Here is a 16031-nt window from a genome sequence, read left to right on the forward strand (position 1 = left end):
AACAGCCGCTCAAGGCTTCACTTCAACCACCGCTTCGAAGCCGCCGAAGATCATGCGTTTGCCGTCGAAGGGCATGGGCGGGTTGTCGGGGTTGGTCGGGTCCATGCGCGGGTCCTCCAGCATCTTTTTCATGCCGGCGTCGCGCGTGGCCTTGTCCGGCCATTCGACCCACGAAAACGCCACCGTCTCCTCGGCCGTGGCCTGGACGGCACGGCGGAAGTCGGTGACCTTGCCGTCGGGGACGTCGTCGCCCCAGGCCTCGAGCACGCGGATCGCGCCCAGTTCGATGAACAGAGAATCGAAATGCCGCGCGTGTTCGATGAACTGCTGCTTGCTGGCCGTGGGAACCGCGATGACGAAACCATCGATGTAGGACATGTCTTCACTCCGGTGGGGTTGAGGGCGTGACGCCAAGCTGGAAGGCGCCCCGTATGCCGACGACGAACGACAGGGTGCCGAATCGACATGGCCTGCCGCGAACGGGTCGCGGAGCCCTCATCCTGGACCCCTTGGCCCGGCTTGTCACGCTGAAGCCACCGGCGCTGCAGAGCATGAGGCGGTAGTGTCGTCCTGCCGTTTTCACTAGGTCGGGCGGAGCGGGTGCGGGGTGAGAATGAAGCGATGAGCACCTCCACCTCCTCCTTCCTCTCCGACGCCGACCGCACCCAGGTCGTTACCTACACCTGGGCCGACGTGGACGGCCAGCCCACCGGCGTGGTGCAGATCGCCCACGGGCTGGCCGAACACGGCGAACGCTACGACCGCTTTGCCCGGGCCCGGCTTCGTGGTCCACGCGGTCGACCACCGCGGGCATGGGCGCACCGCCAACGGGCAACTGGGCGACTTCGGTGCGGCCGGCTTCACTGGCCTGATCGCCGACGTGGCCCAGTTCGGCGCCCTGCTCCGCGCGCAGCACGGCGGCCTGCCGGTGTTCCTGTTCGGGCATTCGATGGGCTCGTTCGCCGCGCAGGCGGCCCTGCTCGATCACTCCGCCACCTGGTCGGGCGTGGTGCTGTCCGGATCGACGGCGCTGGACGCGTTTGCCGCGGCCATGGCCAACGCGCCCGCGGACGCACCCGCCGGGCTCGAGGCCTTCAACGCCGGCTTCGAGCACCGCACGGGCTACGAATGGCTGTCCCGCGACCCCGCCGAAGTGGACGCCTACGTGGCGAACCCCTGGTGCGGCTGGGACGTGCCGGCCGATGTGATCCCTGCCCTGTTCGAGCCCGCGCCCCGCGTGGCCGACCCGGCGCGACTGGCCGGCATCCGCCGCGACCTGCCGGTGCTGATCGCGTCCGGCGACGCCGACCCGCTGGCCGGCGGAGGCGCACTGATCCAGCTGCTGGGCCAGCGCTACCGCGAGGCCGGCCTGAGCGACGTGACGGTGAAGCTGTACCCGGGCGGCCGTCACGAGATCCTGAACGAGACCAACCGCGACGAGGTGACCGCCGACATCGTGGCCTGGTTGCGCGCGCACGCGGCGTAGCGGCGGAAGGCCGCGCACCGGAAGGCGCCGGTCTGGCGCGGGCGCCTCAGCGGCCGATACGGGCCAGCGCGTCCGACGCCAGCACCACCACGCCCTGCGCGGTCGGCAGCGTGCGCACCAGGGCCAGCGCCACCGCACGCGCGTGCACCGGTTGGTAGCGCCCAGGAAACAGCGGCGCCAGCACGCGGGCGATGGGGATGGCGATGCGTTCGCCCAGGCGCGGTGGCTGTTGCAGGCCGTCGCGCAGGTCGAGCAGCAGCGAAGGCTGGGCCAGCACCAGAGCTTGCAAGTTGAGCGTGCGCAGCGCATCTTCCAGCTCGCCCTTGACGCGGTTGTAGAACACCGACGACTGCGCGCTGGCGCCGGCCGCGCTGACCAGGCCGATGCGCCGCACGCCCGCGGCCAGGGCGGCGCGCGCCACCGCAATGTTGGCGTCCAGGTCCACCGCGCGGAAGGCCGCCTGGCTGCCCGCCACCTTGATGGTCGTGCCGAGGGCAAGGTAGAGCTCGTCGGCCGGCGGCAGCGCGGGCAGGCGCGTGAAGTCCACGCGCAGGGGCCGCAGCTTGGGGTGGTTCAGGGTCAGGTCGCGGCGGGTCAGCGCGTGCACCTGCGCCACCGTCGGGTCGGCCAGCAGGGCTTGCAGTATCTGTCCGCCCACCAGTCCGGTGGCGCCGGCGAGCAGCACGGTGCGGGTGGGTTGCATGGGTGGGCTCTCGGTTACCAGCGCCAGAGGTAGAAGGCCGCGGTTGCGGCGATGAGTCCGCTCAGGAAAAGGATGCTGGCCCAGCCGGGGCGCAGCAGCAGGCTCTTGTGGGGGCGCCGGGGGTTGTAGAGCACCGGGACCCGGCCGTGCACGTCGGCACGGACGCGCCGGGGCAGCAGCGCGGCCGTGCCTTTGAGGATGCCCGAGGCGGAGTATTTCCAGACCGAGATTTCCTGGCCTTCATAGGCCACGCCACCGACCTCGTAGCGGTAGAGCGCCGAAGGAATGTGGTCCTGCAGGTGGCTCTGCAGGTCGGGCGTGCCCAGCGGACGCACGCCCAGGCGAAGCAGCTGGCCCGTGGTGGTCGGCCAGGCCCGCACGCGCACAACGTGCCAGAGCGATCCGAGAAGCACGACCAGCACATAGACGGTCGCCCAGAAATGGAGGCCCTGCAGCTCCTTGCGCAGCGCCAGATCCAGCATGTGTCGAAGGTAATCGGTCATGGCAGAGGAAGTTCTTCGGAGGCGTCATGGGGGGCTGTTGATGAAGCAGGGGCCATTCTGCGGTGCTGGCGCACGTCTTGCACAGCGGTGTCCAGCCCACGTCCGGCCGCACTGGCCCGGTGCGTGCCTACCCCACCTGTTCTGGAGAGTCGCCCATGCCCACCCGCCGCACCACCCTGGCCTGTCTGGCCGCCGCCGCCCTTTCTGCCACCGGCCTGGCCGGCGCACAGGGCAAGTACCCCGACCAGACCGTCAAGCTCATCGTCGCCCTGCCGGCCGGTGGCAGCGTGGACATGATCGCCCGCGCGCTGGGGCAGAAGCTGAACGCGTCGCTGGGTGTGCCCTTCATCGTGGACAACCGCGGTGGCGCCTCGGGCCAGATCGGCATGCCCGTGGTGGCCAAGGCCGCGCCCGATGGCCACACGCTGGCCGTGTCGCCGGCCTCGTTCCTGACCACGAACAAGAGCGTGTTCAAGACCCTGCCCTACGACCCGGAAGCGGACTTCACGCCCGTCACGCGCCTGGTCAACCAGCCCATGGTGCTGATCGTCAAGGACAAGCAGAAGTACCCCAGCGTGGCGGCGCTGGTCGCGGCGGCCAGGGCCAAGCCGGGCGGCATCACCTTTGCGTCTTCGGGCGACGGCAGCCCGCAGCACCTGGGCGGCCTGCTGTTCGAATCGCGCGCCAAGGTGAAGATGCTGCACGTGCCCTACAAGGGCGGCGCGCTGGCCATCAACGACACGCTGGCGGGCACGGTGGACGTGATGTTCGCGGTGATGCCCGAAGCGGTGCCGCACGTGGCGTCGGGCAAGCTGCACGCGCTGGGCGTGATGAGCCCCAACCGCTCGCCGGTGCTGCCGCAGGTGCCTACCATGGCCGAGGCGGGCGTGACCGACATGAACCTGTCGGCCTGGATGGCACTGCTGGCGCCGGCCAAGACGCCACGCCCCATCGTGGACCAGCTCAACCGTGCGGTGCAGGCCGCCTTCGACCCCGAGCTGAAGGCCAAGCTGGCCGAGAGCGGCATCGAGGTGGCGACCAGCACACCCGAAGAGCTACAGCGCCTGATCGCCAGCGACATCAAGCTGCACGCCGAGCTGGTGAAGTCGGCGGGACTGGTCCCGCAGTGACCCGGGCTGGCCGGGCACCGGCCAGTGCTGATATCACCTCACTTCAGCACGCCCGCGAAGTACGCCGACAGAGCGTCGAATCCGTCCAGCGGCAGCACGTTCGCCACGTACTGGTCGGGCCGCACGACGATCAGGCAGCCCTGCTCGCGGTGAATGCCGCGCATGGCGTAGATGTCGCCCGCGCCCTTGTGGTCGACGCAGAAGATCTTCTCGTGGTCCTGCAGGCCGAGCTTGCCGGTCCTCGGTTTCAGCAGCGAGGGCATCTGCCCGACGTCGAGCTGGTCGAAGGTGGGCTGGAAGATGGCGCGCACGTCGATGATGGCGTCGATGTCTTCGCCTTCGCGCGTGTGCTTCACCACCGGTGAGGCCGGGTCGTTCTCCAGCCAGTCGGCCAGGCGGGCCATGGGCGCGCCGGGCTGGCCCACGTCGCCCTGACCGGCAAAGGCGTAGATCCGCCAGCGCGCGTCGGCCTCGGCCACGTGGCCCAGCTGCATCTGCTTGGCGTCCGACAGGCGCACCACCGGCGCCGAGTGGAAGCGGCGGCCGATGGCTTCGCCTTTCGCCAGCGCCTGGTGCGTGCCGGGCGCGAACAGGGTGGAGGTGTCGTACTTCACCGCGGTCCCGCCGGTGAATTCGAGGTTGGCCTTGAACTGGCGGATGATGCGCGGTTCTTCCTTGCCTTCGCGTTCGGCCTGGGTGGTGGGCGCGGACATGATGCGCGACCACTCGTGGTCGGTCTCGACCAGCCGCCTGGCCTCGGTCAGGCGCTCCTTGCTGTAGCTGCGCAGCAGGCTGGGGTTGGCCCGGCCCTGCAGCACGTGCACCAGCTTCCAGCCCAGGTTGAAGGTGTCCTGCATGGACACGTTCATGCCCTGCCCCGCCTTGGGCGAGTGGGTGTGGCAGGCGTCGCCCGCGGTGAACACGCGCGGCGCGCGGTCGCTGCCTTCGGGCACGTCGTCGAACTTGTCGGTGATGCTGTGGCCGATGTCGTAGATCGACCACCAGACGATCTCCTTCACGTCCAGCGAATAGGGTTGGATGATGCGGTTGGCGGCCGCGATCATGTCGTCCTGCGTGAACTTCTTGCTCGCGGCCTTCTCGCCGTCCTTGAGCTTGTCCAGCTCCACGTACATGCGGAACACGTAGCCGCCTTCGCGCGGCAGGATCAGCACGTTGCCCTCGTTCGCCGACGAGATCAGGCACTTCTGGCGCACGTCGGGGAAGTCGGTGTTGGCCAGGATGTCCATCACGCCCCAGGCCTGGTTGGCCGCGTCGCCGTGCAGCACGCCGCCGATCGCCTTGCGCACCGCCGAATGCGCGCCGTCGCAGCCGACCACATAGTTGGCGCGCACGGTGCGCGTGGCGCCCCAGTGGATGCCCGTCGAGTCCTTGAGCGTCACCGTCACCGGGTGGTCGTCGGTGGTCTCGTCGATGGTCAGACCCACCACCTCCCAGCCGTAGTCGGGCGCCAGGCGCGAGGGCGAGTTCGCCATCACCTCCAGGAACAGCTCGTGCAGCCGCGCCTGGTTGATCAGGATGTGCGGCATCTCCGAGCTGTCGTCGGCCACGTCCTGCACCCGGCCGACGCGCCGGATGTGCGCGGGGTTGGCCGGGTCGGGCATCCAGAACGCGGTCTGGTTGACCCAGTAGGTCTCGCGCTTGACCTTGTCGGCGAAACCGAAGGCCTGGAACATTTCCATGGTGCGCGTGTTGATGCCGTCGGCCTTGCCCTTGACGATGTTGCTGGCCATGCGCTCGATGATCATGGTGTCGATCTGCGGGAACTGCGCCAGCTGCGCGGCCAGGCACAGGCCGGCCGGGCCGGTGCCGGCGATCAGCACGTCCACCTTCTCGGGCAGGGGTTCGTTGACGCCCCGGTTGCGCCGGTTGGGCGCGGCCTGCCTGAGGTCGGGGTTGCCGCCGCGAAAACCGTCTTTGTAGAACTGCATGGCCTGTCTCCTGGGTGGTGGGCACGGGGAACGATTGGTGTGTGGGCAAATGATATCTATGCTTACTAATCCGTGTCAAGACGGTACGTATACTTATCAATCGACTTTCAAACGGAGCGTTGGCATGGACTCACTCGACATGGCGGGGCACCTGATCCGCCGGCTGCACCAGCTGTCCACGCAGGTGTTCGTGCAGCGCACGCAGGCGGCGGGCTTCGACCTGACGCCGGTGCAGTTCGCGGCGCTGGACGCCATCGGTCACCACCCGGGCACGGACCAGGCGACCGTGGCCGAGCTGATCGCCTACGACCGCGCCACCATCGGCGGCGTGATCGAGCGGCTGGAGCAGAAGGGCTGGGTCGACCGCGTGGTGAGCGAGCGCGACCGCCGCGCGCGCGTGCTGTCGCTGACGGCCGAAGGCGAGCGCATCCTCCAGGCGCTGGTGCCGGTGGTGCGCGATCTGCAGGACGAGATCCTGCAGGCCCTGGGCGATGCCGACCGCGCGCGTTTTCTCAGGCTGGCGCGCCAGGCCGTGGGGTCGTAGCCGGCGGCGCCACAGCGCGCCGCGCCATGTGCAGCGCCAGGCCCTGCAGCAGGGCCAGCGCCAGCAGGCCCAGCCCGGCGGTGAGCCAGAGCGCATGCCCGCCCCAGTGCGCCATGGCCAGGCCGAACAGCACCGGCGCAAAGGCCTGCGACACGCGGGCCGGCGCCATCAGCCAGCCCTGGCGCTCGCCGTAACCCGCGGCGCCGAACACCACCAGCGGCAGCGTGCCCTTGGCGATGGTGAGGATGCCGTTGCCCATGCCGTGCATCACCGCAAACAGCCAGGCGCCGACCGGCCCGCCCAGCGCCAGCAGCAGCACACCGATGGGGTGACCCGCGGTGGCGAAGCGGCTGGAGAGCAGCGGGTGAGCGCGGCGCAGCAGGCCGAACTCCAGCAGCCGACCCGCCACCTGCGCCGGCCCGACCAGCATGGCCACGCCCAGCGCAGCGGAGGTCGACAGGCCCTGGGCCTGCAGCAGCAGCGGCAGGTGGGCCGCCATGGCGGTGCTGGTGAACCAGGCGATGGCGAACACGGCGGCCAGCACCATGGCCACGCCGCGGCCGGCGGTGGCGTGTGAAGGGGCCGGTGCTGCCGGCGCGGTGCCCGGTACGGCCACGCTCTGCACCGCCGGCGTGGCTTCCACCCGCCCGCGCGGCAGCGCGCTGTGCAGCGGCAGGCCGAGCACGAGGTGCAGCGCGGCCCAGCCCAGGCAGGTGCCGCGCCAGCCCAGCGTGTCCAGGCCCCATTGCGTGAGCGGCCAGCCCACGGTGCTCGCAAACCCGGCGATGAGCGTGATTCCGGTGATGGCGTTGCGCGCGCTCACCGGGTAGAGCCGCACCAGCGTGGCGAAGGCCGCGTCGTAGAGCCCGCTGCCCATGGCCACACCGATCAGGCACCAGGCGGCCCAGACCTGCCACCCGGCTTGCGCCAGGCCCAGTGCCGCCAGGCCGGTGGCGAACAGAAGATTGGTCACCAGCAGCACCGCGCGCCCGCCGTGCCGGTCGATGGCGCGGCCCGCGGCCGGCCCGACCAGGGCCGAAATCACCAGCGCCAGCGTGAAGGCGCCGAACACCTGGGTGACCGCGATGCCCAGCTCCGCCGCCAGCGGCGCGGCCAGCAGGGCGGGCAGGTAGTAGGACGAGGCCCAGGCCAGGGTCTGCGTGCTGCCCAGCCGCAGCACCACCCCGGTCTGGCCTGTGTGCCTCACCTCATGCGGTCTGGAGCATCAGCTGTTCCAGACGGGGCAGGTAGTGGTCCAGGGGGGGCACCACGCGGGCCGGGTCCTTGGCTTTGTCGTCGTAGCGCCGCAGGCGCACGGCGTCTGCGGCGAAGGGCTGCAGCAGGAAGGCGCGTGACTCGACGGCGGTGTAGGCCCCGCCCTGCTGGGCCAGGCTGTGCACCGAGGCGGTGGACAGCGAGGCGTAGTAGCCGCCTTCGGCCTGGCAGAGGTAGCGCTTGGCGTCCACGTGCAGGCGGATCGGCTCCAGCACGGCGTCGGGCAGGACGCCGCGCAGAAAGGGCAGCACGGTGTACTGGTGCAGATCGTCCTGGCTCATGTCGGTGTCCATGGTACCGGCCTTCTCGGCAGCGATCAGATGGCCCAGGTCGTGCAGCAGGCAGGCGATGACCAGCTCGTCCGGTTCGCCCGCGGTCTCGGCCAGGTGGGCGCACTGCAGCGCGTGCTCGCGCTGGCTCACGGCCTCCAGGCCGTACTGCTGTGCACCCCGTTGCTCCAGCAGGCGCACGATGTCGTCGATGTTCAGGGCCATGGGTGCTCCTCAGATCATGAGTTTGCGGATGCGGGCGGAGACCAGGTCGATCAGGCTGACGGTGACGATGATGATGACCATCACCGCGGCGGTCTCGCCATAGCGGAAGCCACGGATGATTTCCCACAGCACCACGCCGATGCCGCCTGCGCCGACCATGCCGACCACCGAGGCCGAGCGCACGTTGGCCTCGAACCGGTAGAGCGTGTAGGAGATCCACAGCGGCATCACCTGCGGGATCACGCCGTAGACGATTTCGTGCAGGGCCGAGGCGCCGGTGGAGCGGATCCCCTCGACCGGCTGCGGGTCGATGGCCTCCACCGCCTCGGAAAACAGCTTGGCCAGGGTGCCCGCGGTGTGGATCCACAGCGCCAGCACACCCGCAAACGGACCCAGGCCCACCGCCACCACGAACAGCATCGCGAACACCATCTCGTTGATGGCGCGGAAGGCATCGAGCACGCGGCGAACCGGCTGGTGGACCCACCAGGGCGTGATGTTGGACGAGGCCAGCAGGCCCAGCGGAATGGCCGAGACCACCGCCAGTGCCGTCCCCCAGACGGCGATCTGCAGCGTGACCAGCATTTCCTGCACATACATCTTCCAGTCCGCGAAGTTGGGCGGGAAGAACTCGCTGGCGTACTGCGCCATGTTGCCCGAGTCGCGCAGCAGCTCCAGCGGTCGCATGTCGGCACCGTTCCAGGAGCCGGCGAGCACCAGCAGCACGGCGGCCCAGCCCAGGTACCAGCCCGGGCTGTGCTTCTGTGCGGCGACCCGCACGGCGGCGGTGGCCGGGAGCGAGGACGTTGTGGTCATGAGGTTCTCCGGTCGAAAAAAAGCCCGCCGCGGCACCGGGCGGGCCTGGACTCAGCGGCGCGTCACTGCAGGGCGGCGAGCTGCTTGTCGATGTCGGCCAGCCTGGCGGCCTTGTCGGCGGCGGCCAGCGTGGCGTCGGCCTCGATCTTGTTGCGTTTGCTGAACAGGTCGAGTTCGCGGATGGGCGTCAGCTGGGCGTTGGTCGAGGGCTTGAAGCCCGACAGCTTGGAGATCTTCATCACGATCTCCTTCTCGCGCGCGTCGGACTTGGCGTAGTTGTAGAAGAAGGTCTTGACCTTCTCCTTGGTGGCCGCCGGCAGGTCCTTGTGCATCACCAGCGGGTCCAGGGGGATCAGCGGCGAGGTCCAGACCACGCGGATCTCCTTGAACTTCTCGGGCTGGCGCTCTTGGATCTTGCCCAGGTTCTCGCTGTTGTTGGTGGCCACATCGACCTGCTTGTTGGCGACGGCCAGGGCGTTGGTCTCGTGGTTGGCGCTGCGCACGATCTTGAAGTGCGTCTTGGCGTCGACCTTGTTCTTGGCAAACACATAGAAGCCCGGCACCAGGAAACCCGAGGTGGAGTTCGGGTCGCCGTTGCCGAACGACAGGCTCTTGCCGTTCTTGAGCACGTCGTCCAGCGACCTGAGCGGGCTGTCCTTGTGCACGATCAGGTGCGAGTAGTAACCCTGGGTGCCGTCGGCGTTGACCATCTGGGCGAACACTTCGCCGTTGGCGCGGTCCACCGCCTCCATGGCCGACTTGTTGCCCAGCCAGGCCACCTGCACCTTGTTGAAGCGCATGCCTTCGATGATGCCGGCGTAGTCGGGTGCGAAGAAGGCCGTGACCTTCAGGCCGGTTTGCCGGGCCATGTCGTCGATCAGCGGCTGCCAGTCGGCCTTGAGGTTCTGCGTCGCTTCGGTCGAAATGATGCCGAAATTGATGTCCTGCGCCCAGGAGGCGCTCAGGGTCAGGCCGAGTGTGGCGGCGGCGAGGGTCTGCTTGATCATGGGAGTGTCCTTGGCTTCAAGGTGGAAGGGGCGAAGGGATGCCGGCGCTCAGGCGGCCTGGGCCAGCGGGGTCGGCCAGGTCACCACGTTCGGTGCCGGCGCAAGAGAAGGGGTGGGCGTCGGGACTTCGTGCAGCGACGAACTGCCGTTGAGGATTTCGTCGGCCTGCATGCCGTAGAGGCTGCGCAGCAGCGCCGGGGTGAGTTCGCGCGACGGGCCATCGAACACCACGCGGCCCTGGTGCAGCGCCACCACGCGCGGGCAGTAGCGCATGGCCATGTCGACCTGGTGCAGCGAGACCACCACGGTGCAGCCGTCTTCGCGGTTGATGCGGGCCAGGATCTCCATCACCTTGCGCGAGGCCTCGGGGTCCAGCGAAGCGATGGGTTCGTCGGCCAGCACCACCTTGGCGCCCTGCACCAGGGTGCGCGCGATGGCGGCGCGCTGCTGCTGGCCGCCCGAGAGCGTGGAGGCGCGCTGTGCATGGCATTCGGCGATGCCGACGCGGCCCAGGGCCTCGATGGCGAGCGCGCGTTCCTGCGCGGTGAACCAGCGCGTCCAGGCGCGCCACCAGGGCATGCCGTGCAGGCGGCCCACCAGCACGTTCACCAGCACCGGCAGGCGGTCGACCAGGTTGAACTGCTGGAACACGAAGCCGATCTGCGAACGGATCCGGCGCACGTCGCGCTGGATGCGGCCTTCGCGCTGCACGCAGCAGCCCGCCACCTCGATCACCGAGCCGGGTGTGGCGTCGGCGGCCATCAGGCCGGCCACGTGGCGCAGCAGGGTCGACTTGCCGGAGCCGGACGCGCCGATCAGCGCCACCATCTCGCCGGGCCGGATGTCCAGGTTCACATGGTCCAGCGCCAGTTTGCCGCCGGCGAATCGCTTGCTCAGGTTCTGGATGCGCAGGGCGGAAGACATGGCAGGGCTCCGTGATCGAAGTTATCTAGACAAGTCGCAGTGTCCGGGGCTTGTGTGACAGCTCTTTGAAGGCCGCGGGAAGCTTTGATGGCGGGGCCGGCCGTGCGGCTCAGAGCACCCGCCCGCCTTCGCGCCAGACGCCCCGCACCACCGCCTGGCGGCGTCCGTCGGGCAGGTCCACCAGCTTCACGCGCACCAGGTCGGCGCGTTGTCCGGGCGCGATTTCGCCGCGGTCGTGCAGGCCGCAGGCGCGCGCCGGGTTGCGCGTGACGGTGGCCACCGCACTCGGCATGTCCAGGATGCCGTCGTCCACCAGCCGCACCACGGCACTGAGCAGGCTGCCGGGCACGTAGTCGGACGAGAGAATGTCCAGCAGGCCCAGGCGCGCCAGATCGGCTGCGGCCACGTTGCCCGAGTGCGAGCCGCCGCGCACCACGTTGGGCCCGCCCATCACCGTCAGCAGGCCGCGCTCGTGCGCCGCGCGAGCAGCCACCACGGTGGTCGGGAATTCGGACACGCTGGCGCCCTCGGCGTGCGCCTGCTCCACATGGGCCAGCGTGGTGTCGTCGTGGCTGGCCATGGCGATGCCGTGGGTGCGGCAGTAGTCCACGAAGTACTGGCGGTGCGGGTCGGCGTAGAGCGCCTGCAGTTCGGCGGCGTGCTCCACCTGGCGCCGGAACTTCTCCAGGCTCCAGCCCTTCTTGCCGGTGTAGTAGACCTTGGCCACGTCGATGTTCTCCCACTGGCGCTGGCCCGGTGTGTGGTCCATCAGCGAGATCAGCGACAGGCGCTCGTGGCCGTGGAAGGGTTCGAACAGATCGATGGTGTTGGGCGCCGGCAGCTCGCAGCGCACGTGCAGGTGGTGGTCGGCGCGCAGCAGGCCTTCGCGGGCGCAGGTGTCGATGGTGTCGACCACACCGTGCCAGGTGCTGCCGCGCAGGCTGTCCGGGTCGGCGTCGCCCACGCCCAGCGCGTCGAACACGGTGGTGATGCCAGCGGCGGCCACCTCGGCGTCGTGCGCCAGGAGGGCGGGCATCTCGGCCCACTGCACCGAGGGGCGCGGCATCAGGTGGCGCTCGAAGTTGTCGGTGTGGATCTCGACCAGGCCCGGCAGGAGGTAGTCGCCTTCCAGGTCCAGGCCCACCGCGCCCTGGCGGTGGCCGGGGTCGATGGAGGCGATGGTGCCGCCGGCCGCCGCGAGGCTGCCTTCGACCACTTCGTCGCCCAGCACCATGCGGGCGTTGCGGAACACGGTGGGGTTCATGCGGCACTCCTGAACTGGGCGATGTCGATGCGGCGGGTGGCCACGGCGGCCCCCACCTCGGGGTCGTGGAAGATGCCCATCAGCGCGGCGCCACGCGCCACCGCCTCGTGGATGAGTTCGATCACGGTGCGGGTGTTGGCCTGGTCCAGCGAGGCCGTGGGTTCGTCCAGCAGCAGCAGCTGGCGCGGCTGGATCAGGCTGCGCGCGATGTTGATGCGCTGCTGCTCGCCGCCCGAGAAGGTGGCGGGCGGCAGCGGCCACAGGCGCTCGGGGATGCGCAGCCGCGTCAGCCAGGCGCCGGCTTCCTGCCGCGCGGCCTCGACCCGCTCGGGCGACGGCGTGCCCTCGCCCAGCAGCGGCTCGGCCACCACGTCCAGCGCGCTCACGCGCGGGATCACGCGCAGGAACTGGCTGACGTAGCCCACGCGGTCGCGCCGCATGGCCACCAGCTCGCGCGGGGTCGCCTGGGTGATGTCCAGCGTGCGGCCGTCGTCCTGGCGCAGGGTGATGGTGCCGCTGCTGGCGCGGTAGTTGGCGTAGACCAGCTTGAGCAGCGTGCTCTTGCCCATGCCCGAGGGGCCGTCGAGCACCAGGCATTCGCCCGCGTGCAGGTCCAGGTCCACCTGGTCGAGCACGCGCAGCTGCGCGGCGTTCTGGTGGTGCAGGGTGAAGCGCTTGGAAACGCCTTGCAGGGTCAGGAGGGGTGGGGTCATGGCTGGAGCACCGAGGCGACGAGCAGCTGGGTGTAGGGGTGTTGCGGGTCGTCGAGCACCTGGTCGGTCAGGCCCGACTCGACGATGCGGCCGCGCTGCATGACGACCATGCGGTGCGCCAGCAGGCGCGCCACGGCGAGGTCGTGCGTGACGATGACGACGGCCAGCTGCATCTGCTGCGTGAGCTGGCGCAGCAGGTCGAGCAGGCGGGCCTGCACCGACACGTCCAGGCCCGAGGTGGGTTCGTCCATGAAGACCAGGCGCGGCTGCGTGACCAGGTTGCGCGCGATCTGCAGGCGCTGGCGCATGCCGCCGGAGAAGGTGCGCGGCGCGTCGTCGATGCGGATCGGGTCGATTTCCACGCGCCGCAGCCATTCTTCGGCCTGCGTGCGCAGGTCGCCGTAGTGGCGCTGCCCCAGGCCCATCAGGCGTTCGCAGACATTGGCGCCGGCCGAGACGTCCATGCGCAGCCCGTCGGCCGCGTGCTGGTGCACGAAACCCCAGTCGGTGCGGGCCAGCAGGCGCTGCTGGGCCTGGCTCATGGCGTGCACGTCCTGCAGCGCGCCGTCGCGGCCCTGGAACAGGATCTCGCCGCTGTCCGGGCGCAGGCGTGCGGCCAGCGTGTTGAGCAGGGTGGTCTTGCCCGAGCCGGACTCGCCGACGATGGCCAGCACCTCGCCGGGCCAGAGTTCGAACGAGGCCTCTTGCAGGGCGATCTGCGGGCCGTAGCGTTTGCCGACGCCGGCGGCGCGCAGCAGGGGGGTGTGTGACAGGGTCATGGGGTGATCACGAAGCTGATGCCATGGCGCTGGAAGCCCAGCGATTCGTAGAAGGCGTGGGCACGCTCGCGCTTCTGGTTGGACGAGAGGGCGAGCTTGTAGGCGCCGGCCTCGCGCGCCAGCGCGCGGGCGTGTTCCATCATCCGGCGGCCGATGCCCAGGCTGCGGCAGGTCTGGTCCACCACCACGTCCTCGACGATGGCCGAGGGTGTGCCACGGTGGGCCAGGTTGTGCATCACCAGCAGGGCGTAGCTGCCGACCACGCGGCCGGCGGCGTCGCAGGCGACGAACAGGCGGTAGCTCGGGTAACGCGCGAACTGGGCGAAGGCCTCGCGCGCCTGTTCGGGGCTGAGCACGTCGCCGTCGTCCAGGCCCGGCTGGGCGTAGAGCGCCAGCACGGCCTGAAGGTCGTCGGCCGTGGCTTCGCGCAGGTGAATGCCGTCAGCCACGGGCCTGCTCCGGCGTCTCGGCTTGTACCGCCTGCCGCTCCTGGCAGTGGTCGGAGTCGGAGCAGACGTGCAGGCGCGTGCCCTGGTCGTCGGTGATGATCTCGTCGAGGAAGCTGTCGGTGGCGCCGCACAGCGCGCAGGGCACGTCCCATTTCTGCACCTCGAAGGGGTGGTCCTCGAAACCCAGGCTCTCCACCTGGGTGTACGGCGGCACGGCGTAGATGCGCTTCTCGCGCCCGGCGCCGAACAGCTGCAGCGCGGGGTTCATGTGCATCTTGGGGTTGTCGAACTTCGGGATCGGCGACGGCGCCATCAGGTAGCGGTGGTTCACCATCACGGGGTAGTCGTAGGTGGTGGCGATGTGGCCGTGGCGCGCGATGTCCTCGTAGAGCTTCACGTGCATCAGCCCGTATTCCGCCAGCGCGTGCAGCGTGCGCGTCTCGGTCTCGCGCGGCTCCAGCCGCTGCATGGGCTCGGGCACCGGCACCTGGTAGACGATCACCTGGCCCTCGCGCAGCGGCGTCTCGGGGATGCGGTGGCGCGTCTGGATGATGTCGGCCTCGGTGGTGCGCGTGGTCACGTCGACGCCGGTGGTGCGCTGGAAGAAGCGGCGGATGTTGACCGCGTTCACCGTGTCGTCCGAGCCCTGGTCGATCACCTTGAGCGTGTCGTCCGGCCCGATCACCGCAGCGGTCACCTGGATGCCGCCCGTGCCCCAGCCGTAGGGCAGCGGCATCTCGCGCGAGCCGAAAGGCACCTGGTAACCGGGGATGGCGACCGCCTTGAGGATGGCGCGGCGGATCATGCGCTTGGTGCGCTCGTCGAGGTACGCGAAGTTCACACCGGGTTCGGTGGCCGGCGCGGCGGGATGCAGCAATTCAGGGTTCATGGGCGCGTTCATGCGGGCTCCTGGTCCGGGGTGGCGCGGCGGGCGGCTTCGGCGCGCATGCGGCGCACCAGCTCCAGTTCGGACTGGAAGTCCACGTAGTGCGGCAGCTTCAGGTGCTGCACAAAGCCCGAGGCTTCCAGGCTGTCGCTGTGCGAGAGCACGAACTCCTGTTCCTGTGCGGGGGCTTCGACCGTCTCGCCCAGCTCGGGGGCGCGCAACGCGCGGTCCACCAGGCTCATGGCCATGGCCTTGCGTTCGCTGTGGCCGAAAGCCAGGCCGTAGCCGCGCGTGAACTTCGGGGGTTCGGTCTTGCTGCCAGCGAACTGGTTGACCATCTCGCACTCGGTGATCTCGATCTCGCCGATGGACAGCGGGAAATCCAGCTCTTCGGGTTCAAGCACCACCTCGACCTGGCCCAGCCGCACCTCGCCCACGAAGGGGTGGGTGTGCGAATAGCCGCGCTGGGTGGAATACGCCATCGCCAGCAGGAAGCCTTCGTCGCCGCGCGCCAGGTTCTGCAGACGGGTGGCGCGGCCGGCCGGAAAGCGCAGCGGTTCGCGCGTGAGGTCCACCGGCTCGGGGTCGTCCTCCGGCACCGGGTGGGTCTCGATCAGGCCTTCCTGGTTCAGCAGGTCGACCACGCGTGGGGCTGGAGTGGGCACGGTGGCGGTTGTCGTTTTCACACCTGGCGCCGACGCGTCGGCCAGCAGCGTGAAGTCCAGCAGGCGCTGGGTGTAGTCGTAGGTGGGGCCGAGGATCTGCCCGCCGGGCAGGTCCTTGAAGGTGGCCGAGATCCGGCGGTCCGGGCGCATCTGCGCGGTGTCCAGCGCCCGCGTGGTGCCCAGGCGCGGCAGCGTGGCGCGGTAGGCGCGCAGCAGGAAGATCGCCTCGACCAGATCGCCTGCCGCCTGCTTGATCGCCAGCGCCGCGAGTTCGGGGTCGTAGACCGAGCCTTCGGTCATCACGCGGTCCACCGCGAGCTTCATCTGCTGGCGGATCTGGTCGACGCTGAGCTCGGGCTGCCGCGGGTCGCCGCGGCGCTGTTCGGCCAGCAGGCGGTAGCTGTGGAGGATGGCGGTCTCTCCGCCCTTGACGGCCACGTACAT

General features: G+C 69.6%; 18 protein-coding genes. 3 read left to right on the top strand and 15 right to left on the bottom strand.

All coding sequences use genetic code 11. The features are described from left to right. Positions 1-9: 9 nt before the first annotated feature. Positions 10-378 (bottom strand): DUF1428 domain-containing protein, encoded by a 369-nt coding sequence (locus RCO38_RS18065; RefSeq protein WP_308329746.1) that lies wholly within the window; start codon positions 376-378, stop codon positions 10-12. Positions 379-766: 388 nt separating this feature from the next. Here RCO38_RS18065 and RCO38_RS18070 point away from each other — a divergent pair, with 388 nt between their 5' ends. Beyond that, positions 767-1486 (top strand): alpha/beta fold hydrolase, encoded by a 720-nt coding sequence (locus tag RCO38_RS18070; RefSeq protein ID WP_308329748.1) that lies wholly within the window; start codon positions 767-769, stop codon positions 1484-1486. Between the two features lie 46 nt (positions 1487-1532). Here RCO38_RS18070 and RCO38_RS18075 read toward each other — a convergent pair whose 3' ends face one another. After that, a complete protein-coding gene (locus tag RCO38_RS18075; protein WP_308329750.1) occupies positions 1533-2189 on the bottom strand; it encodes an NAD(P)H-binding protein in 657 nt (218 codons plus the stop codon). A 14-nt stretch (positions 2190-2203) separates the two neighbouring features. Then, entirely contained in the window at positions 2204-2692 is a 489-nt protein-coding gene (locus RCO38_RS18080) for a DUF3592 domain-containing protein (protein WP_308329751.1), read from the bottom strand. 155 nt (positions 2693-2847) lie between these two features. On the opposite strand from RCO38_RS18080, the gene RCO38_RS18085 reads away from it, so the two are divergent. Continuing rightward, positions 2848-3822, top strand: a complete 975-nt coding sequence (locus RCO38_RS18085; protein WP_308329752.1) for a Bug family tripartite tricarboxylate transporter substrate binding protein — start codon at positions 2848-2850, stop codon at positions 3820-3822. A gap of 38 nt (positions 3823-3860) precedes the next feature. Here the strand turns inward: RCO38_RS18085 and RCO38_RS18090 are convergent, their stop codons facing one another. After that, entirely contained in the window at positions 3861-5771 is a 1911-nt protein-coding gene (locus RCO38_RS18090) for an FAD-dependent monooxygenase (RefSeq protein ID WP_308329753.1), read from the bottom strand. Positions 5772-5895: 124 nt separating this feature from the next. Between RCO38_RS18090 and RCO38_RS18095 the strand changes: the two genes are divergently transcribed. After that, complete coding sequence (locus RCO38_RS18095) at positions 5896-6315, top strand: MarR family winged helix-turn-helix transcriptional regulator (protein WP_308329755.1); 420 nt, start codon at positions 5896-5898, stop codon at positions 6313-6315. Here the strand turns inward: RCO38_RS18095 and RCO38_RS18100 are convergent. The 11 genes from RCO38_RS18100 to RCO38_RS18150 form a co-directional block, all read right to left on the bottom strand. Continuing rightward, a complete protein-coding gene (locus RCO38_RS18100) occupies positions 6284-7522 on the bottom strand; it encodes an MFS transporter (protein WP_308329756.1) in 1239 nt (412 codons plus the stop codon). The genes RCO38_RS18095 and RCO38_RS18100 overlap by 32 nt on opposite strands. 1 nt (position 7523) lies before the next feature. Continuing rightward, positions 7524-8084 carry a phosphonate degradation HD-domain oxygenase gene (locus RCO38_RS18105; protein ID WP_308329757.1) on the bottom strand — a complete coding sequence of 187 codons (561 nt, stop codon included), beginning with the start codon at positions 8082-8084 and terminating at the stop codon, positions 7524-7526. 9 nt (positions 8085-8093) lie between these two features. Continuing rightward, a complete protein-coding gene (phnE, locus tag RCO38_RS18110; protein ID WP_308329758.1) occupies positions 8094-8900 on the bottom strand; it encodes a phosphonate ABC transporter, permease protein PhnE in 807 nt (268 codons plus the stop codon). A 62-nt stretch (positions 8901-8962) separates the two neighbouring features. Continuing rightward, a complete protein-coding gene (gene phnD, locus RCO38_RS18115; RefSeq protein WP_308329760.1) occupies positions 8963-9907 on the bottom strand; it encodes a phosphonate ABC transporter substrate-binding protein in 945 nt (314 codons plus the stop codon). A 48-nt stretch (positions 9908-9955) separates the two neighbouring features. Then, positions 9956-10831: a phosphonate ABC transporter ATP-binding protein gene (gene phnC, locus RCO38_RS18120; RefSeq protein ID WP_308329762.1), complete on the bottom strand. Its 876-nt coding sequence runs from the start codon at positions 10829-10831 to the stop codon at positions 9956-9958. A gap of 109 nt (positions 10832-10940) precedes the next feature. Beyond that, entirely contained in the window at positions 10941-12095 is a 1155-nt protein-coding gene (locus RCO38_RS18125; RefSeq protein WP_308329764.1) for an alpha-D-ribose 1-methylphosphonate 5-triphosphate diphosphatase, read from the bottom strand. Further along, entirely contained in the window at positions 12092-12808 is a 717-nt protein-coding gene (gene phnL, locus RCO38_RS18130) for a phosphonate C-P lyase system protein PhnL (RefSeq protein ID WP_308329765.1), read from the bottom strand. The genes RCO38_RS18125 and phnL overlap by 4 nt, the downstream gene beginning before the upstream one ends. Continuing rightward, positions 12805-13587: a phosphonate C-P lyase system protein PhnK gene (gene phnK, locus RCO38_RS18135; RefSeq protein ID WP_308329767.1), complete on the bottom strand. Its 783-nt coding sequence runs from the start codon at positions 13585-13587 to the stop codon at positions 12805-12807. Before phnK ends, phnL begins: the two co-directional genes overlap by 4 nt. Beyond that, positions 13584-14036, bottom strand: coding sequence for a GNAT family N-acetyltransferase (locus RCO38_RS18140; RefSeq protein ID WP_308329768.1), 453 nt, complete (start codon positions 14034-14036; stop codon positions 13584-13586). The genes phnK and RCO38_RS18140 overlap by 4 nt, the downstream gene beginning before the upstream one ends. Next, on the bottom strand, positions 14029-14937 hold the full coding sequence (locus tag RCO38_RS18145) for an alpha-D-ribose 1-methylphosphonate 5-phosphate C-P-lyase PhnJ (protein ID WP_308329769.1): 909 nt from the start codon (positions 14935-14937) through the stop codon (positions 14029-14031). Before RCO38_RS18145 ends, RCO38_RS18140 begins: the two co-directional genes overlap by 8 nt. Next, positions 14934-16031, bottom strand: coding sequence for a carbon-phosphorus lyase complex subunit PhnI (locus tag RCO38_RS18150; RefSeq protein ID WP_308329771.1), 1098 nt, complete (start codon positions 16029-16031; stop codon positions 14934-14936). The genes RCO38_RS18145 and RCO38_RS18150 overlap by 4 nt, the downstream gene beginning before the upstream one ends.

Source organism: Hydrogenophaga pseudoflava (assembly GCF_031020795.1).
GTDB classification, from domain to species: domain Bacteria; phylum Pseudomonadota; class Gammaproteobacteria; order Burkholderiales; family Burkholderiaceae_C; genus Hydrogenophaga; species Hydrogenophaga pseudoflava_A.